This is a genomic window from Leptospira mtsangambouensis (assembly GCF_004770475.1).
In the GTDB taxonomy this organism is placed as follows: domain Bacteria; phylum Spirochaetota; class Leptospiria; order Leptospirales; family Leptospiraceae; genus Leptospira_A; species Leptospira_A mtsangambouensis.
In genome coordinates this window covers 451,853-470,766 of the sequence record NZ_RQHK01000002.1, presented here as the reverse complement: position 1 = coordinate 470,766, position 18,914 = coordinate 451,853, and the positions used below count along the sequence as shown (strand labels likewise).

Here is an 18,914-nt window from a genome sequence, read left to right as displayed (position 1 = left end):
AATTTAAAACTCCGAGCTATCCATCTTTCCGATAGAAGCTTTGTATCCTTCCAAAGCATTGTAATAGAGATAAATGATTTCATAATAACTACGAAGGACACTGAGATAGTTTTTCTCAGCTTCCAAAAAAGTTACTAAATTGGATGCACCTCGAATGTACGCAAGCCTTGACTTCTCCTGTACTTCTTTGTTTTTTTCCAAGAGCCCCATTTTTTGGTAATCCAAAAGTTGCGATTCCCGAGCCTGCAATTCTTTGATGGCTGCTGAAATTTCGGAAAGGATTTCGTTCCGTTTTGCATCCACATCAAATCCTAACTTTTTATAAGATTCTTCTGACTTTAAGATTTCCCCTTGTTTGCGATCAAATAAAGGAAGTGGAGTGGCGGCATAAATACCCGTAACATTTTCATTTCCTTTGTTTAAAAATTCAACCCCCAAGGTTAACGGCGGAATGATCTCTCGTTTTTTTAATTCGATATTCATTCGTTCCCTTTGTTGGCGAATTTTTAATGCCACCAAATCAGGTCTTTCTTCAATATCAAAATCGTTCAAATCAATCCCAAACTCGCGTGTGGAAATAAATTCTAATCTTCCTTTGATACTCAATGGCGAATTTAAATCTGATATCCCAATCAATACCCTTAAGTTTTTTACCACTTGGGCCCGAAGGATTCTCGCATTTCGGTATTCCCTTTCGATTTGAACCCGCTCCAAAGCCAAACGATCATATTCTAAAAAAGAAATATCTCCTTTTTCTGCTCTGAGTTTGGTTAAGTCCAAAAGATCTTGGTAATTTTCCAAAAACTCTTTTTGGTAATTGATTTGTTCCGTCACATAAAGATAGGTCCAAAAATTTTGCCTGAGTCGTAACCGAAACAAACGGTCAAAGTCACGAAAACTTGCAATCGTTGCCAAAAACTCTTGTTTGGCGACTTTTTCACGTTGAGGAATCACCCCACTCATATCAAATGGTTGGTTGTAAATGAGTGAAGTTTCTGGTTTTCCGGTTGCGGCATTGGCCGAAGCTCCCATAAATTGTTGCTGCATATTGATTATAGGATTATAATACAAACTAGCAGTAATGATATCACCACGAGCCATTCCAATGTTCTGTTTTTCACGCAAATAAAGAGGATTGCTTGTGACGGCAAAGGTTTCCAATTCCTCTAAGTTCCACTTTTCTTTGGAATCTTGGGCACGAGAATCTTCTCCTAAAAAAAACAATTCATCTTTAGAATGAAGTTCATACACCGCTTTTTCTTTTGGAAAAACAGTGTATGAATGAATTCCCAAAAGGAATACAACCAAAAACTTCGTTATCGATTTCATACAGTTACAAATTTCTTTATATAATCTTCGATTCCATACTGAATCACTTTGATGGCTTCATTTCGATCGTAAACTTCGGCAATTTCCACAGTTCCTGTAGATGGAGAGTTTGGATCTAGTTTGTAAGTTAAAAAGTAATGGTGGAGTTTGTTGATAAGAGCTTTCGGAACCTCAGAAATATCCTTGATCTGTCCGAACACTTCGTCCCCTTTTAAAACTGCGACGATTTTGTCATCAGCCTCTCCCTTATCAATCATCCGAAGTCCACCAATAGGAATCACAGTAAGAATCATATTTCCATGAGTGATGGGATTCACACTGAGAACACAAATGTCGATAGGATCACCATCTCCAATGATATCAGGTCTTCCCACCACATCCGAACAATGTTTCCCAGATGCTTCACCGGAATAAGTTCTGGGAATAAATCCATACAATGTCGGCGAACGGTTGCTATACTTCTGAGGTCTGTCTACACGGATAAAGCCGGAAGCTTTATCGATTTCATATTTGACTGTATCTTGCGGTGTGAGTTCGATAAATACATCCAACTCATCTGGAGCTTTTGGTCCAAGTTCCAATCCATGCCAAGGGTGTGCTACGTAATAATTAGGTTTCATTTAAGTCCTCTTTTTTTTAGATTTCTGATTTTGTTTATTTGTTTTGGAATCATCTTCCGTTTGTGATTCGTGAAAATCCGGTTCGTAATGATGCGAATGTCCATGGGAATCGTGGAGCTCTGTTGCTTTGTATTTTTTCATCTCTTCTACAAAGTATTCGTTCATCTTACGTTCTCTTTCCATCTGCCGAATTTCTTGCCTTTGTGCTAGTTTGACTAAAAATTCGAAAGCAATGGGAAGAAGAAAACGAGATAAGATGGTCGCCACAAGAACCCCACCCATTACCACCGTTGCCAGTGGTCTTTGCACTTCGGCACCCGCACTGGAAGCAATGGCCATTGGCAAAAATCCAATGATGGCCACAAGCTCTGTGGTTGCTACTGCACGAAGAGTGTATACAGCTGCTTCTACCACAGCTTTCGAAGGATCACGGGTGACTTTTAATTGGTCTTTGAGTGCTGATGCGTATACAACCCCGTTTAACACCGATATACCGGCAGCCGCAATGAATCCAACACCTGCTGGAATCGAAAAGGGAAGACCGCGGAGCACAAGGGAAAGGATACCACCGGAAAGTGATAAAGGCACTAAAATAAAAACTCCCAATGCATAGTACACACTTCCAAATGCGATAAATAACATTGCAAAAATAATGGCACCAGCAATGGGAATCACGATGGCGAGTCTGTTCTTCGCACGAGTGAAGTTTTCAAACTGGCCACCCCAATCCACATAATACCCTTGCGGCAATCCAGATTCAATCGACTCAGTCGCTGCTTGGACATCATTCACAAATCCAATCATATCTCGTCCACGAACGTTCACTTCCACAAGGATCCTTCGTTTTAGACCTTCGTGGTAAAGTGCGGCTGGACCTTCTGTCATCATAATATCTGTGACTTGTCCAAGAGGAACTGTTCCACCGAGTTCAGTCATTACGGGAACGTTTTCAATGACTCCAATGTCTGTTACGTCAGCATCCAATCGAACAATCAAATCAAATCGTTTGTAACCTTCGTAAACTTTTCCTGCATTGGCACCTACCCGAAGTGTTTCAATCGTAGTGAGAATTTCTTCTGCACGAACTCCATACCGGGCCATGTTTCCACGATTCATTTTGATTTCGAGAAGTGGTAAACCTAAAAGTTTTTGGACTCGTAAGTCAGCAGCTCCCTGGATTTTTTTGATTTTGGATGCATAATTATCTGCAATGGATTTGAGTGTTTTTAAATCATCACCATAAATTTTAATCACAATATCTGCTTTAGAACCGGATAACAATGCATTGACGCGGTTTTCAATCGGTTGTGATAAACTGATATAGGAAGAAGGAACACTGTTGTTCACCGAATTTTTCATGAGCTCCATTAGCTCTTCTCTATCATGTGCCGAAACCCATTCTTTTTTGGGTTTCAATTTCACCATCATCTCCCCTTCTTCCGAACCAATGGGTTCTGCGGCAGATTCACCACGGCCTTGCCTTGAAACCACACTCACTGCTTCTGGAAATTTCAATATCACCTTTTCCATTTCCAAATTCAAATCACGAGAGTGATTGATGGCAGTGGAAGGCAATCGTTTGATATCAATCGCAATTTCTCCTTCATCAATCCTTGGTAAAAATTCGGAACCAAGAGTGGAGGCGAGCATAAATGATAAGAGAACCACACCAATCCCCGCATAAGTAAATTGGCGTTTGAACTTCATCCCATAGGTCAGAACTTCCGCATATTTAGTTTGAAACTTTTCCCAAAAGGCAGACTCATGCAAAATTGGTTTTTTGTAAATATAGGACATGAGGGCTGGAAAAGTGGTGATGGAATAAAGAAGAGCAGCACCTAACGCAAAAGCTACGGTGATTGCCATTGGACGGAACATCCTACCTTCCACACCTTCCAGTGTCATAAGTGGTAAATAAACGAGTAAAATGATTCCCACACTAAATGCGGAGGCCCTGACCACTTTGATACAAGACTCCATGATCACTTCTTCCATTCCATCTTCCATGTCTTGGGCCGAAGTTTTCGAAAGTAGGAAACTTTTACGCAGTAAAAATCCATGGAGTGTGGATTCTAACATCACAATGGAACCATCCACAAGAAGACCAAAGTCAAGGGCACCAAGAGACATCAAGTTTCCCACAATTCCAAAGGCATTCATAAGGATTGTGGCCACCATCATGGAAACAGGAATCGCAAGTGCAACCGCGAAGGCACCCTTCACCGTTCCTAAGGTTAATATCAGACAAACAAGTACAATGATGGCAGCTTCCACCAAATTGGTAAACACAGTGGAAAGAGTTCGACCAATGAATTCAGACCGGTCATAATAAACTTCGATCTTCATCCCTTGGGGAAGACGAGATTCAATCTCTTTCATTTTTTCTTTGACTCGGCTCACAACTTGGAGGGAGTTACTACCGAGTAACATCATGGCAGTCCCACCCACAACTTCACGTTTGCCGTTCATGGTACTCAAACCAAAACGAAGGGCAGGTCCAGTTTCCACTCTTGCAATTTGACCCAGTGTCAAAGGAATCCCATCTCTTGAGGTTCGAACAGAAAGTCTAGCAATGTCATCAATGGATTTAAATTGGCTTTCTCCTCGAATCACAAATTGTTCTTCGCCTTTTTGGATGTACCCACCGCCAAGATTGACGTTGGCACCCTCTAGTGCTTCAGTGATAAGAGAAAGGGTTAAATTATGAGATAACAGACGTTTGGGGTCAATTTTAATTTGAAACTGTTTGGCATCTCCCCCCACTACGTTTACATCAATGATCCCTTTCACAGAACGAAGTTGTCTTGCCACTTCCCATTCCATTACCGTCCGGAGTTCTTCGGGAGAATGGCTTTCGGAAACTAGGGCAAACTCATAAATATCACCAAGACCTGTGGCAATTGGCGAAAGTTCCGGTCTTCCGTAAGATTTGGGGATAAAGTTCTCTGCTTGTTTGAGCCTTTCATTCACAAGTTGCCTTGCAAAATATATATCTGTTCCATCTTCAAAGATAACCGTTACAGAACTGACACCCGTCCTTGATATGGAACGAATCTCAGTAACTTTAGGCATCCCGTTAAACTCAAGTTCGATGGGATAAGTGATAAATTGTTCTACTTCTAAAGGAGAAAGACCAGGGACCGAAGTCACTGCCGATACCTGAACGTTTGTCACATCAGGAATGGCATCGATCGAAAGATGAAGCGCATTGTAAAAACCAACTATGGTAAGCGCTACTGTCAAAACGAGTACGGTCGCTCGTTTGTGAATGGAAAACTGAATGATTTTTTCTAACATAATTCCTAATTCAAATTGAATACACCACCAAAACCTGTACCGGTTTGGGGACTTATGACTAATCTACATGCAACGATTAAGCCAAAACAGGAGGTGGGAGGTAAAGAAAGTGAAATAAGATAAGAATTTCATGAAAAAAAGCAGGTTCTGTCGAAATTGCCGACCAACGAATGACTGAAACTTTCACGGGAGACTCTTCTCTGCGAGAAGGAACCAGTTTCAAAACTTGGTTGGATTCTTTGGAGGAAGTCAGAACACGAGTCGTTTCTTCCAACTCGTAAGATTGGTATTGAAAATCCAGATCTTCGAGAGGAGAAACAAACCGGTCGTCGACCAGATTTAGATTGATGAAAACCGCTAAAAGTAGGATGAACCCTGACTTCCAGAAGCGCCTAATTTTCACTGTTTTTTCCTATACTTGAGACCCAGGTTCAAGAATCGACCTGGAGACTCAAGTGAAAACCCCGGAAATATGAACTTTTTTCCATTTCCTTCTGATGACAAATACTTGTGTAGTTGCCAAAACACGAGAGTCAAACAAGACTATCCCTACCGATGAAAGACGAATCTATAGACACCATCATTAGCGACGACATTACGTTTCGCGGAACCCTCTCCTTTAACCAAACATTAAAAATCAAAGGTCAGTTCAAAGGCACGATCACATCCCAAGGCAAACTCATCATTGATGAAACAGGCGATGTAGAAGCCGATGTGGAAGTAGGAAGCCTAGTGGTTCAAGGAAATCTGAAAGGAAACGTTGACGCAAAAGAAAAGGTAGAACTTAAAAAAAATGGTAAGGTCGTTGGAGATATCAAAACACCGGGACTCGAAGTAGAATTCGGTTCCAAAATTATTGGCAATTGCATCATGTAACCAAGGTTCACTTCGGGCCATTACTTTCCGAAGTTCGAACCAAAGTTGATTCCAAACGCCCCCTCTTACGTTACTTAGTCGATAAAAGAGAGGGCCTTCGAAACATTCACCCCAAAGAACTGCTAAGTTCTGACTTTTCTTGTTTGCATTCTCCCTTCTCCCTTCCCGATCTTTCGATGGCAGTGGAACTTCTTCTTTCATTTGTAAAAGATGGAAAAAAAATCCTCCTCTATGGTGATAGGGATTCTGATGGAGTGAGTTCTACTTGTTTACTGGCATTCTTTTTAAAATCTCATCCGACCTTTTCTTCCATCAATTTAGAAGTGATGGTTTCCTCCGAAAGTGATCCTTACGGTCTTTGTAAAGAAGCACTAGTAAAAATCAAAAAAGCAAAACCTGACCTTCTTGTGACACTGGACTTTGGTTCAAGCCAAGCCGATGAAATCGAAGAACTTACGAATACAGGAATCAAGGTAATCGTTCTTGACCACCACGAAGTTCCAGTTCGTATCCCAACAAACTGTGCTTTGGTGAATCCGAGAAGGACAGACTCCCAATACCCTGAAAAAAAAATCTGCACGGCAGTGCTTTCCTTTAAATTAGTATCTGCCATTTTATTCCGACAAAGTGATGAATTTGGAAAAGTTTATAAAAAATTTGAGTTTAAAGAAGAAACCGGACAAAATCAAATCACTTACTTTCAGAATGGAATCAAACTGACAAATGAAACCTTCACCTCACTATCTTTAGATGACAAATCGATTTTCCCTTACCCTGAGGACTTTGTTACAGCGGTCCCAGTGGATGAAGAAAGAAAACTTTTCTTTTACCAATGTTCGAAGATCCCTGAGTTTTTTTCTGGATTAGAAGAAGAAACAGACCTTGCTGGGATTGGAACCATTACCGATATGATGCCTCTTGTTGGAGAAAACAGGCATTTTGTTAAACTTGCCTTAAACTCACTCACCAAACTCTATGTTGGTGATAAAAAAAGAAAAGGTTTATCGGAACTTTTAAAAGAACTAAAACTAAGCCCCCAAGGTGTTACGACAAAAGACTTAGGTTGGTCAATAGGTCCCGTCCTAAATTCGGCAGGCCGAATGGGAAAAACGGAAGAAGCTGTTTCATTATTATTATCGGAAACAACCACAGAGGCAAAAACAAAGGCCAAACAACTCCTGTCCATCAATGAAGAAAGAAAAGAAAGAACCAAACGCAATATGGACCGCGTCGAACGTTATTTTCTAAGAAAACCAGAAAGAACCTCCTACGAACTTGTGTTTTGTTATGAACCTGATATGGAACCAGGGGTCAGCGGAATTGTGGCCACAAGGATGGTGGATACTTACAAAAAACCTGCTATTTTCCTTGCACCTGACAATGGTGATGCGAGAGGAAGCATTCGTTCTTATGGTCCAGAAAATGTTTTAGAACTTTTAGAATCTCTCTCTGACCATTTCCTACACTTCGGTGGCCATCCAGAAGCGGGAGGATTTTCTATCAAAATTGATCAAATCCCTGCTTTTGAATCGGCATTGTATACGGCTGCTAAAAATTGGCTTTCCGTTGACAAAGAAAAACCCAAAGTCCATTCCATCGATACAGACTTTACTGTTCTCACCGAAGAAATCGGAGAGAGATTACTCAAAGAATGGAAAGACCTCGAACCCTTTGGCCAGGGGAATCCAGATATCAAATTAGCAATCAAAAATGCAAAGGCAATTCACCTAACACCACTCAGTGGAGGAAAACACGTTCGATTCCATTTGATTGGAAGTGGTTCTTTAAAGTATATGATTTGGAACAAGGGCGAAGAATTCCAAAAGTTTATGTCAGAACATGGAAGTTTTGATTTGGTAGGAAGTTTGGAAGAGAATTTTTACCAAGGACGGACCACTCTTCAATTTATCGTCGAGTGGTTTGGAATTACGGCAGAGAACACTGCCGTATCAAACTAAAAAAAGTATATTAAGCAAACGATTCGAAACTTTCGAGGTTTCTTTTTTCAAGTAGGAATCCCTTCAAAAAATGAAGAGATTCTTTTCTCCATCAAACGTTGATTAAAACTTTTGATTCATCGACATAAACAGGAGTCCATCCTGAATTGTCTTTGAAATAACGAACCGCTTTGATTCTTAAATTTTTGTCGAGGGTAAACCAGTGGTTGGTATTGGCAGGGATCGAAATGAAATCACCTTTACTCACATGGACTTCGAATCTTTCTCCATCAATGATGAATCCAAAAATCCCACTTCCATCAATGATATAACGCACTTCTTCATCCGTATGGATATGAAGTTTGTCAAATTTCGCTAACATGTCCTGAATCCCAGGAACTTCGTCATGTAGAACAACAAGATCATTGGCCTTATAACCATGTTCTTTCTTTAGTTGGTCAAATCGATATTCCAAGCCAGAAAGAACTTCTGCTTTTTCCGCATCATTTAAGCCCTTTTGAGCAAGGATGAGATCCAAAGTTTCAGGGGTTTTATAGAATTCATAAACGAGTCCCTTGGAACCAAGGAAATCTTTCATTGCTACGGGATCCTTTAGAGTGTCTGTCTTTCTTAGAATGGTTGCCATGCGAATTACCTACTTATGGACAAGCCTCTAGATCCCTTTGCATGAATCAATTCGTTTTTCGCTATCCTAGAAGTATTTCTGCTATAGCAGATTTACCGATCTATAACAGCGAGCCTGGTTGGAAAAAGACCCAACCCACCGTAAAAAACAAACTCAAAAGAAATACCAAAAATCCTAGGGTTGGCATAGTCGGAAGGTCACGAACACCTGCCACAGCTCCCGTTTCTTGTTTCATATAGGATTGGATGGTGATCTTCATGTAGTAGTAGAAGGCCACACAAGAGTTTGCCACTGCCCCAAAAAGAAGAATGCGATTGAATAATAAATCCGATTCAGCAATTTTTTGCAAAAGGAAAAGTTTGGTCCAAAATCCAATGAGGGGTGGAAATCCAGCAAATGCTAAAAAGATAATGGATAGAGAAAGTGCCGTTAACGGATGTTCTGCGCTCAAATGAGCAATCCCATTGACGGTCACTTCGTGTTTGCCCTGCTCCAAATAGGAAATGATAGCAAAAGCAGCCAAATTTAATAGAGAATAAGAAAATAAATAATACAAAGCTTCGAGGCCCGCGCCACAAGCAATCCCTGCAACTATATATCCAGCATGAGAAATAGAAGAGTAAGCTAACATTCGTTTGAGGTTTTCTTGTTTGAGAGCAACAATATTTCCCCAAGTCATGGAAACAAGGGCAATCACTCCCATTAACACTTTCCAAGTATCTCCCATCTCACCCACGGGGATATGATTGAATAAAACGATCATTAGCCCAAGTGCCGATGCTTTTCCTGCACTTGCCATAAAACCAGTGATGGGTGTTTGTGCACCTTCATACACATCAGGTGTCCAGGAATGAAATGGAACAAGAGCTGCCTTAAAAGACACTCCCACCAGAAATAAACCGAAACCTAACTTTGAAAAATTGGATTCATAACCTTTTAGAAACAACCCACGCAGTGCGCCGTCTAAATTGGTGGTTCCTGAACCACCATATAAAAAAGCAATTCCTAGCAACATAAACCCAGAACTAAAGGTTCCGAGTAAAAAATATTTCATAGCACTTTCTAAAGAAGACACAGAGGAACGAGCCATTCCAATCATCACATAGAGAGCAAGGGAAAGGATTTCTAATCCAACAAAGATTACAATGAAATCATATCCTGAAGTAAGAAACATCATCCCCGACAAACCAAAAAGAAGGAGGGGAAAAAACTCAGGAAACAATGTTTTGTGTTGTGCAAGAAATGGTGGTGCAATGAGTAAAGTGATAAGACCCGCAATCAAATAAATTCCACTGAGCCAAACGGTAAGGGGGCTAATTGAAATCTGTGATCCAAAAAATTTACCATACCCAGGAGATCCTGTTGTATGATACAAAGCATACATAGCACCAAGAATTCCCAAAACCGAAAGCACCCATAATGGTTTGGAATCATCCTCTTTCGGAACAAGAAATTGAACAACAAGGGAAAGTAAAGCCACTCCACATAAAATTAACATGGGAGAGATTGCTATTAAATCATTGGAAGAAGGAGTATATGACATGGGTTAGTTTCCTATTGTCTCTTTTTGGATTGGTTCCAAGTCAAAATCAGACTCAATGGACTTTTCTAAACTTTCCAAGTTTTCATTTAAATTCGGTTTGTTTTCTTTCACTGAAAGAAAAGTGGGAAGTGCATACTTCGATTGAAAAGATCCCAACCTTTCTTCAAAAGGCAAAGGTTCTTTTCCTAAACTTGTATAATCAGAAAATTGCCGACTTACATTTCCACCCAGGAAATCTTTTTGTATGTCCTTTCTTTCCGCTATGGATTGTACGGATGCTGAATTCAAATATACATTGGAGGAAGATTGTAAAATTTCTAAAAATGGTTTTGGATAAATTCCAATCCAGAAAATAAAGAAAACAAGGGGAGATAAAATTCCCACTTCTCTAAACGTTAGATCTTTATATGGTTTTGCTTGGATGGTTTTACTCACTCCAAATAGGAAACGTTTCACAAACCAGAGTAAATACAAGGCACCAAGAACCACACCCGTCGCAGCAATTCCACCAAGCCAAATATTGGATTTGATGGCTCCCATAAGGATGAGAAACTCACCCACAAATCCATTGGTTCCCGGAAGGCCTACAGAAGACAATACAGCAATGAGAAAAAAAGTAGAAAACACAGGCATCTGACCTGCAAGTCCACCAAACTCGGCAATGTTTCTTGTATGAGCTCTTTCATAAATCATCCCGATCATAAGAAAAATCATACCAGTGGATACACCGTGAGATACCATCTGCAACATCCCACCGACTACTCCTTCGTTTGTAAAAGAGAAGAGACCTAAGATACAAAATCCTAAATGAGAAAGGGAACTATAAGCAATGATCCGTTTGATATCAGTTTGGACAAGGGCTGCCATGGAACCGTACACTATGCCAATGACCGCAAGGATTTGGATCCAATTTTGAGAAAGTAAACTTGGTTCTGGGAAAAAAGGAATACAAAACCGAATGAAACCATAAGCCCCGATTTTGAGTAATACACCCGCCAAGTCCACCGAACCGACAGTAGGCGCTTGTGTATGAACATCCGGCATCCAGGTATGGAATGGGAAAAGTGGGATTTTGATAGCAAATGCTAAGAAAAAACTAAAAAACAAAAACCATTGCAGAGGTTCCGAATACATCCCTAGACTTGCTGTCGACAAAGATTCAATCGAGGTTTTCCCTGTTTTGAAATATAGGGTAAGAATACCACCTAACATAAACAAGGATCCAGCCATAGAGAATAAAAAGTATTTTAAAGCAGCTTTGGTTCTTTCTTCCCCACCCCAAATTCCAATCATCAGAACCATTGGTAATACCATAAGTTCCCAAAAAACATAATAGAGGACTAAGTTACCGGCAGCAAAAACCCCAAGGACTGCTGTTTCCAAAACAAGTAAACAAATATGGAATTCTTTGATTTTCTTTGGAATATTGGACCAAGAGGCAATACTCGAAAGAAAAAACATAAAGGCTGTTAAGGCAAATAAAAGAAGGGAAATTCCATCAAGTCCAACATGGTAGTCAACACTCAGTTTGCCAGAAAGAATCCAATCAGGAATCCAGTGGACAAATTGTAATCCCGACTTACTGGAATCAAAAAAGAAAAAGAGGCCCACAGAGAGGATGGTTGTAAAAGCAGACGAAAGCGCTGAGATGACAACAACTGCCCCTACTCGTTTTTGGAATACAATGAGTAAAGAGGAAAGAATTGGTAAAAAGATAATGATCGATAAAATTTGTTCCGGCACCTTACACCCCCCTCGTTAATAGATACACTAAAATACAAAATGTACCAATGACAACATACAAGGCGTAATCTCCAATAAATCCTGATTGGAGCCTTCGTAATCCATTGGCAATCACACCAAAACTTCCACCAATTCCCAAAAAGAATCGATCAAGGATCTTGGTATCAAAAAAGAAAGCGACCCCTCTTGATAAAAAGAGAAAGGGCCTCACAAAAAGGAAATCATAGATTTCATCGATATAGTATTTATGAAAAAGGATCTTTCGAAATCCTGTATGTTCTTCCAAAATCGGACTTGGTTTTCTTTGGTAGAGGAAAAAAGCGAGGATAAGACCAATTGTGGCAATACAGACAGAAAACCCAGCTAACGAAAGTTCTACGTCATGAACCAGACTCTTGTGTTCCGCTAAAGTTCCATGAAGAGAAGCCAATTCATACCCTTTTGACAAAACAGGAGCAAAAAATCTTTCTAAAGCATCAATATGTAAGAAAAAATGTGGGGTCTGTAAAAACCCGGCAACCACAGCACCGGTCGCAAGAATCACAAGTGGCAAGGTCATCGACCAAGGAGATTCATGAACTTTGTGATGTGAGTCCGTGTTGTCTTTTCCAAAGAATACAACAAAGACAAGTCGGAACATATAAAACGAAGTGAAAAAGGCAGCTACAATGCCCATTGTCCAAAGGATAGAACCAAACGCACCGTAGGTGTAGGCCTTTTCTAAAATTAAATCTTTTGAGAAAAATCCAGAGAAAGGAAAAAATCCTGCAATGGCAAGAGTTCCCAGTAAAAAAGTAAAAGAAGTAATTTTAATTTTTCCGAAAAGTCCACCCATATGTTTGATGTTTTGTTCGTGATGGAGGGCGTGAATCACTGAACCTGCACCAAGAAACAATAAGGCTTTAAAGAAGGCATGTGTCATTAAGTGGAAAAGTCCTGCCACATAACTCATGCTACCCATTGCAAGAAACATAAATCCAAGTTGTGAAACTGTCGAGTATGCTAGAATTTTTTTGATATCGTTTTGTAAAGTTCCAATGGTGGCTGCAAAAAGTGCGGTCACTGCCCCAATGATGGCGATGAAAAGAGAAGTTTCCGGTGCGAGTAAAAATACAAAGTTAAGCCTAGCAATGAGAAAAATTCCAGCTGTTACCATTGTTGCCGCATGGATGAGAGCAGAAACGGGAGTGGGACCTGCCATCGCATCAGGCAACCAAACATACAAAGGAATTTGAGCTGACTTTCCCATAGCCGCAACAAAGAAAAAAAGTGCTACAATGTTTGCATAATTTGCAAACTCGCCCATTTCACTTAAGTTGGTTTGGAGTTGTAAGTATTGCAAACTGCCACCTAACCAAAATAAAAAACCCGTGCCTAAAATAAAACCAACATCCCCAATTCGGTTTAGGATGAATGCTTTCATCCCCGCTTCAGCTGCCGAACTTTTATCGTAATCAAACCCAATCAGTAAATAAGAAGATAAACCCACTCCTTCCCAACCAAGAAAGGTAAGTACTAGGTTGTCACTTAAAACCAAGTTTAACATACAAAATATAAATAAATTCAAATAGGCAAAAAATCGATTATATCCCGCATTCCCTTTCATATAACCCATCGAATACAAATGGATGAGAGATCCAATGCCTGTAATGATAAGAGTCATATAAAGAGAGAGTTGGTCGATTTGGTAACCAAAAGAAGATTTAAAATTACCAACGACGATCCAGTCAAAAACAGGAACCAAATGTGGTGCCGTTCTTTCCATTGGTCGGAATTCGTTAAACGCACCTAAGGTGATGAGAAAAGGAATGAACACAGCCAAGGTCCCAATGGCACCGGCAAACCGATGAGGGATCCGATCTTTTAAAAGACCGTTGTGTAAAAAACCAAGGAGAGGAAGAAGGACAACTAACGGGAATAAATCTAACATAGGATTACCATCTCATCGATTGGAGTTCATCCACATTGGTGGATTTTTTATGCCGGAAAATGGCAATCACAAGCGCCAGTCCCACAGCCGCTTCTGCCGCAGCAATTGCCATCACAAAGAAAACAATGGTTTCCCCAGAGATATGGGATAGGGCTTTGGAAAACGTAACAAAAACTAAATTCACTGAATTTAAAATCAATTCCACTGACATAAAGATGATGACGATGTTTCTTCGGATGAGAACTCCAAGAACACCAATGGAAAATAAAATTCCAGCAAGACCTAATATGTATGCAACAGGAATCCCACTAATGAATTGGTTCATAACACGTTGTCCTTGGTTTGTTCTACTTCCGTAAGTCTTTTTTTAGCAAGGATCACTGCCCCAAGAACTGCCACTAGAAGTAAGATAGATATCATTTCAAAAGGAAGTAAGTAGTCCAAATAAGTCGAAGCACCGACAGTGGCAACATTCCCCTTTGCATTTATTGTTCCTGTCCCTTGGATGGGAAAGGAATACTCTGTAAGTTCATAACCTTTTCCTTTTTGGTCTGAATGAGGAACTCCTGTTGTGAGCGCGCTATACAACAAAAAGAAAAAACCTAAGGCAAACACAGAAAGTAAAACCAAACGGATTGGATGTTTTCTATACCGAGACAAAGTTTCTGCTCTTTGTGAAAGTAACATCAAAACAAAAACAATGAGAACCATAATGGCTCCGGCATATACTAACACTTGCATGGTGGCAATAAACAAGGCTCCCATAATTCCATAAATTCCAGCGAGTGCAAAGAAAGTAAAAACAAGAGATACTGCCGATACTACTGGATTTTTCTGGAAAATGACACTAAGGGCAGTCACCACAGTCACTGTTCCAAAAAAGATAAATAATAAAAAGGAAGGAGAAGATTCTATGTTCATATAAATAATTTCATCCATCCTTCTTTCCAATAAACCGTGTAAATGGCCGCAAACATCACAGCAAAAAGACCCCAAGGGATCATTTTTTTCCAACCCAGTTTCATCAGTTGGTCATAACGAAAACGAGGGAGGGTCCAACGAACCCAAATAAACAAAAAGGCAAAGAATAGAACTTTTAAAATGAAAAACCCTAGTCCATAAAATGCTTGGTAGGGAGAACCGGCTCCCAATTGAAACGGAACATTGTATCCACCAAAAAAGAGTAAGGTGGTAAGACAAGACATGGTAATCATATTCATGTATTCAGCTAAAAAGAAGAGTGCGAACTTAAATGCCCCATACTCAGTATGAAAACCCACAACAAGCTCCGATTCTGCCTCTGCGAGGTCAAAGGGAAGTCGATTGGTTTCGGCAAACATCGCAGTCACATAAATAAAAAAGGCAACAAATCCAGGGGGAGATAAAATATTCCACATTTCTTTTTGGGAATCGCTAATGTCAGTTAGTTTGAGTGATCCAGTCATAATCACAATCACAACAATGGAAAGTCCCATAGGAAGTTCGTAACTAATCATCTGAGCCGTAGAACGAACCCCACCGAGTAATGAGTATTTGTTGTTACTGGACCAACCTGCAATCATAATTCCATACACAGAAAGTGAAGAGATGGCAAGCATGTATAAAACCCCTGAATCGGGATTGGCAATTTGTAAATCAATGGTTGTGACACCAGTAAGAGCGGCAAGCCACTCCGGTGCCGGAAGACTTCCCCCAAAAGGAATCACAGCCCAGGCCATAATGGCACAAGTCATGGAGATGGTGGGAGCCAAAAGATACATCCCTTTGGAAACGTTTTTTGGAAAAATTTCTTCTTTTGCGATGAATTTGATTCCGTCAGCAAGAGGTTGGAAAAGTCCAAAAATTCCGGCACGGTTGGGGCCCGGACGATCCTGGATAAAACCAGCAAACTTACGTTCGGCGAGCGTGTAATAGGCTACACCCGTTAAAATGATAAAAAACAATGAGAGGATTTTAATTCCCCAAGCAAGTATTAGAGCCCAGTCCATAATGTTTCGATGACCTTTAGTGAGAGATGCTCACTTCCTTTTTCAATCGAGCCGAGAACTCTCCTTTAAACTTTGTCATCGTTGGACGGACCGCCATAACACAAGCATCCGCTAACGGACAGATGGTGGTTCCACCTTCCATATTCCTAGACAAAGAAAAAATGAGTTCTACATCTTTTTCTGTTCCTTCTCCGATTTTAATTTTATGGAGAAGATCTTTTACCCAATGTGTACCTTCACGACAAGGTGTACATTGACCACAGGATTCATGTGAATAAAACTCTGCCAATCGGTATGTGGTTTCCACAAGATCTGCAGATTCGGAAAGAATGATGACCGCCCCGGAACCTAACATGGATTTGAGAGAAGCAATCGATTCATAATCCATAGTTGCCGTCATGGCCTCTTCTGCTGTGAGAATAGGAGAAGAACTTCCTCCCGGAATCACTGCTTTGAGGGTCCCATCATTTTTTATCCCACCACAGATATCGTAAATGAGTTCTTTCATGGGAGTTCCCATTTCGACTTCATAAATCCCTGGTTTTTTCACATGTCCGCTGACAGCAAAAAGTCTTGTTCCCGGTGATTTTTCTGTTCCGATTTTTTTGTATTCTTCTCCCGTCATACGAATGATATGCGGAACATTACAAAATGTTTCCACATTGTTCACAACGGTAGGACATGCATAAAGACCAGATACAGCTGGAAAAGGAGGTTTTAATCTTGGATGGCCCCTCCTTCCCTCAAGGGAATTGATGAGTGCCGATTCTTCCCCGCAGATATAAGCACCTGCTCCAGAATACACAGCCAAATCAAAATCATAACCAAGGCCTAAGATATTTTTTCCAAGAAGGCCTGCTTTGTATGCTTCCTCAACAGCCGCTTCCACAATCCGAATTCCTTTATGGAACTCACCTCGAATGTAAATATAACCTTGATGGGAGTCGATTGCTTTGGCAGCAATGACCATCCCTTCAATGAGCATATGTGGGAATTTTTCGATTAAAAGTCGGTCCTTAAAAGTTCCCGGTTCCCCTTCGTCCCCATTACAAATTAAGTATTTGGGTTTGTCAGTTTTTGGAATAAAGCCCCATTTGTTTCCGGTAGGAAAACCGGCACCACCGCGACCACGAAGGCCTGAGTTTTTCACATCGTTTACGATTTGTTCGGCGGTCATTTCAGTTAGAGCCTTTTTTTGGCTTTCGTATCCGCCGACAGACCGGTAATGGTTTAATGTATGGGAATCAGCGGCACCAATATGTGTTGTGAGAAGAGTTTTTAATCCCATTTTATACCTGCTTTTCCAATTCGGAAAGAATGGCTTCGATAGATTCCGGTGTTAGGTTTTCATAATATTTGTCGTTGATTTGGGCCACGGGACCAAACCCACAAGCACCGAGGCACTGCACTTCATCTACCGTGAATTTTTTATCACTTGTGGTTTCACCCGGCTCAATCCCTAACTTCGAACATACATGTTCTGTGATGGAATCGGAACCAGCAAGGTAACAAGAGATATTTCCACAAATTTGAATGTGCAACTTTCCCACCGGTTTTTTGTTGTACATGGTGTAAAAAGTCGCAACCCCATGCACATGAGCAAGGGATACCGGATCACCAATCCGATCTGCAATGTATTGCATCCCTTCCTGGTCCACAAAACCTTTGTCAGCTTGTAACAAAAAAAGACATGGCAAAATTAACGAACGTTTGCTCGGAAACTGAGGAATTAACCTCTGGAATCGTTTTTCTGAATCTTGTGAAAATTGATAAGCCATTAACAATCCAACTCCCCTGCAATGACATTGAGTGAAGACATGGTGGCAATGGTATCCGCAAGTAAGCCCCCTTTGACAAGTTCAGGGAATGCTTGGTAATACCAAAAACAAGGACGTCTGACATGCACTCTCCAAGGAGATTTTTCACCTTCCGATACTACATAAAAACCTAGTTCACCGTTGGCTGCCTCGGTCGACATATAGTATTCTCCCGGAGGAACCTTCACTCCGTGCATAATGATTTTAAAATGGTAAATGAGTTCTTCCATATTGTGATACACACGATCTTTCGGCGGAAGGAAAGTGTGAGGAACATCAGCATGGTATGGTCCTTCTGGAATTCCATCGATTAGTTGTTCGATGATGCGCATAGACTGACGCATTTCTTCCATACGAACAAGAGTCCTGTCGAGTGCCGATCCATCTTCTCCCACAGGAATATCAAAATCGACTTTATCATAAAACATATAAGGATCATCTTTTCTTACGTCCCAAGGAACACCGGCCGCACGAAGGTTCGGACCAGAAAATCCATAAGCAATGGCACGTTCTGCAGAGAGACCGCCAATCCCAGCCGTCCTTTCATTAAAAATTTTATTTCGAATGAGAAGGTCTTGGAATTCATCCAAGGCAGGTTTTAAACCTTTGATGATGGTTTTGATTTCGGATTGGAACTCGGGATAAATATCACGCTCCATTCCACCCACACGACAAAAGGTAGTTGTGAGCCTAGCGCCCGTTAGCTTTTCTAAAATTTGATAAATATTTTCTCTATGATGAAATAAATGGAGTAATCCAGAAAATGCACCAAGGTCCACACCCATAATTCCATTGCAGATGATATGATCCATGATCCGAGAAAGTTCAGAGATGATCATTCTTACATAAGTAACACGATCGGGAACTTGGATCTGCATCATTTTTTCAACGGTTAGGATCCAACCAATATTATTGAGTGGAGTGGATACATAGTTCATACGATCAGTACAAACTAAGAACTGATTGTAATCGTAACGTTCTCCTAGTTTTTCAAAACAACGATGGACGTAACCAATGACGGATTCAGTGTCCACAACTCGTTCTCCATCAATTTGGATTACGTTTTGTAAAATTCCATGTGTTGCAGGGTGACTGGGTCCTAAGTTAACCAGTAAATGGCCTTCCGGTAGGTCTTTGAATTTTTGACCAAAGTGTTCGGCTGTTTTTTCGTACATTACCATAATGATT

16 protein-coding genes are annotated in these 18,914 nt (G+C 40.6%); 2 read left to right on the top strand and 14 right to left on the bottom strand.

Annotated features, from left to right (window positions below; all coding sequences use genetic code 11):
- Nucleotides 1-3: 3 nt before the first annotated feature.
- The 4 genes from EHR01_RS02020 to EHR01_RS02005 all read right to left on the bottom strand — a co-directional run bounded on the left by EHR01_RS02020 (nucleotide 4) and on the right by EHR01_RS02005 (nucleotide 5,649).
- The gene (locus EHR01_RS02020; protein WP_135692951.1) at nucleotides 4-1,329 is read right to left on the bottom strand and encodes a TolC family protein; all 1,326 of its coding nucleotides are present in this window, start codon (nucleotides 1,327-1,329) and stop codon (nucleotides 4-6) included.
- Nucleotides 1,326-1,949: an inorganic pyrophosphatase gene (locus EHR01_RS02015; protein WP_135692950.1), complete on the bottom strand. Its 624-nt coding sequence runs from the start codon at nucleotides 1,947-1,949 to the stop codon at nucleotides 1,326-1,328. Before EHR01_RS02015 ends, EHR01_RS02020 begins: the two co-directional genes overlap by 4 nt.
- Entirely contained in the window at nucleotides 1,950-5,246 is a 3,297-nt protein-coding gene (locus tag EHR01_RS02010; RefSeq protein ID WP_135692949.1) for an efflux RND transporter permease subunit, read from the bottom strand.
- A gap of 76 nt (nucleotides 5,247-5,322) precedes the next feature.
- The gene (locus tag EHR01_RS02005; protein WP_135692948.1) at nucleotides 5,323-5,649 is read right to left on the bottom strand and encodes a hypothetical protein; all 327 of its coding nucleotides are present in this window, start codon (nucleotides 5,647-5,649) and stop codon (nucleotides 5,323-5,325) included.
- Between the two features lie 152 nt (nucleotides 5,650-5,801).
- On the opposite strand from EHR01_RS02005, the gene EHR01_RS02000 reads away from it, so the two are divergent.
- Both EHR01_RS02000 and recJ read left to right on the top strand, forming a co-directional pair.
- Entirely contained in the window at nucleotides 5,802-6,122 is a 321-nt protein-coding gene (locus EHR01_RS02000) for a bactofilin family protein (protein ID WP_135692947.1), read from the top strand.
- Nucleotides 6,110-8,080, top strand: a complete 1,971-nt coding sequence (gene recJ, locus EHR01_RS01995; protein WP_135692946.1) for a single-stranded-DNA-specific exonuclease RecJ — start codon at nucleotides 6,110-6,112, stop codon at nucleotides 8,078-8,080. The genes EHR01_RS02000 and recJ overlap by 13 nt, the downstream gene beginning before the upstream one ends.
- 91 nt (nucleotides 8,081-8,171) lie before the next feature.
- On the opposite strand, the gene EHR01_RS01990 is transcribed toward recJ, so the two are convergent.
- The 10 genes from EHR01_RS01990 to EHR01_RS01945 form a co-directional block, all read right to left on the bottom strand.
- The gene (locus tag EHR01_RS01990; RefSeq protein ID WP_135692945.1) at nucleotides 8,172-8,705 is read right to left on the bottom strand and encodes a cupin domain-containing protein; all 534 of its coding nucleotides are present in this window, start codon (nucleotides 8,703-8,705) and stop codon (nucleotides 8,172-8,174) included.
- A gap of 100 nt (nucleotides 8,706-8,805) precedes the next feature.
- The gene (locus EHR01_RS01985) at nucleotides 8,806-10,248 is read right to left on the bottom strand and encodes an NADH-quinone oxidoreductase subunit N (RefSeq protein WP_135692944.1); all 1,443 of its coding nucleotides are present in this window, start codon (nucleotides 10,246-10,248) and stop codon (nucleotides 8,806-8,808) included.
- A 3-nt stretch (nucleotides 10,249-10,251) separates the two neighbouring features.
- Nucleotides 10,252-11,991 carry a complex I subunit 4 family protein gene (locus EHR01_RS01980; protein ID WP_135692943.1) on the bottom strand — a complete coding sequence of 580 codons (1,740 nt, stop codon included), beginning with the start codon at nucleotides 11,989-11,991 and terminating at the stop codon, nucleotides 10,252-10,254.
- A gap of 1 nt (nucleotide 11,992) precedes the next feature.
- A complete protein-coding gene (nuoL, locus tag EHR01_RS01975) occupies nucleotides 11,993-13,921 on the bottom strand; it encodes an NADH-quinone oxidoreductase subunit L (protein WP_135692942.1) in 1,929 nt (642 codons plus the stop codon).
- A gap of 4 nt (nucleotides 13,922-13,925) precedes the next feature.
- On the bottom strand, nucleotides 13,926-14,246 hold the full coding sequence (gene nuoK / locus EHR01_RS01970) for an NADH-quinone oxidoreductase subunit NuoK (RefSeq protein ID WP_135692941.1): 321 nt from the start codon (nucleotides 14,244-14,246) through the stop codon (nucleotides 13,926-13,928).
- Nucleotides 14,243-14,860 (bottom strand): NADH-quinone oxidoreductase subunit J family protein, encoded by a 618-nt coding sequence (locus EHR01_RS01965; RefSeq protein ID WP_135692940.1) that lies wholly within the window; start codon nucleotides 14,858-14,860, stop codon nucleotides 14,243-14,245. The genes nuoK and EHR01_RS01965 overlap by 4 nt, the downstream gene beginning before the upstream one ends.
- Nucleotides 14,839-15,909 carry an NADH-quinone oxidoreductase subunit NuoH gene (gene nuoH, locus EHR01_RS01960; protein WP_135692939.1) on the bottom strand — a complete coding sequence of 357 codons (1,071 nt, stop codon included), beginning with the start codon at nucleotides 15,907-15,909 and terminating at the stop codon, nucleotides 14,839-14,841. The genes EHR01_RS01965 and nuoH overlap by 22 nt, the downstream gene beginning before the upstream one ends.
- Nucleotides 15,910-15,925: 16 nt before the next feature.
- Nucleotides 15,926-17,197: an NADH-quinone oxidoreductase subunit NuoF gene (nuoF, locus tag EHR01_RS01955; protein ID WP_135692938.1), complete on the bottom strand. Its 1,272-nt coding sequence runs from the start codon at nucleotides 17,195-17,197 to the stop codon at nucleotides 15,926-15,928.
- 1 nt (nucleotide 17,198) lies between these two features.
- Nucleotides 17,199-17,687, bottom strand: a complete 489-nt coding sequence (locus EHR01_RS01950) for an NADH-quinone oxidoreductase subunit NuoE family protein (RefSeq protein ID WP_135692937.1) — start codon at nucleotides 17,685-17,687, stop codon at nucleotides 17,199-17,201.
- A complete protein-coding gene (locus EHR01_RS01945; protein ID WP_196795764.1) occupies nucleotides 17,687-18,907 on the bottom strand; it encodes an NADH-quinone oxidoreductase subunit D in 1,221 nt (406 codons plus the stop codon). Before EHR01_RS01945 ends, EHR01_RS01950 begins: the two co-directional genes overlap by 1 nt.
- Between the last annotated feature and the right edge of the window lie 7 nt (nucleotides 18,908-18,914).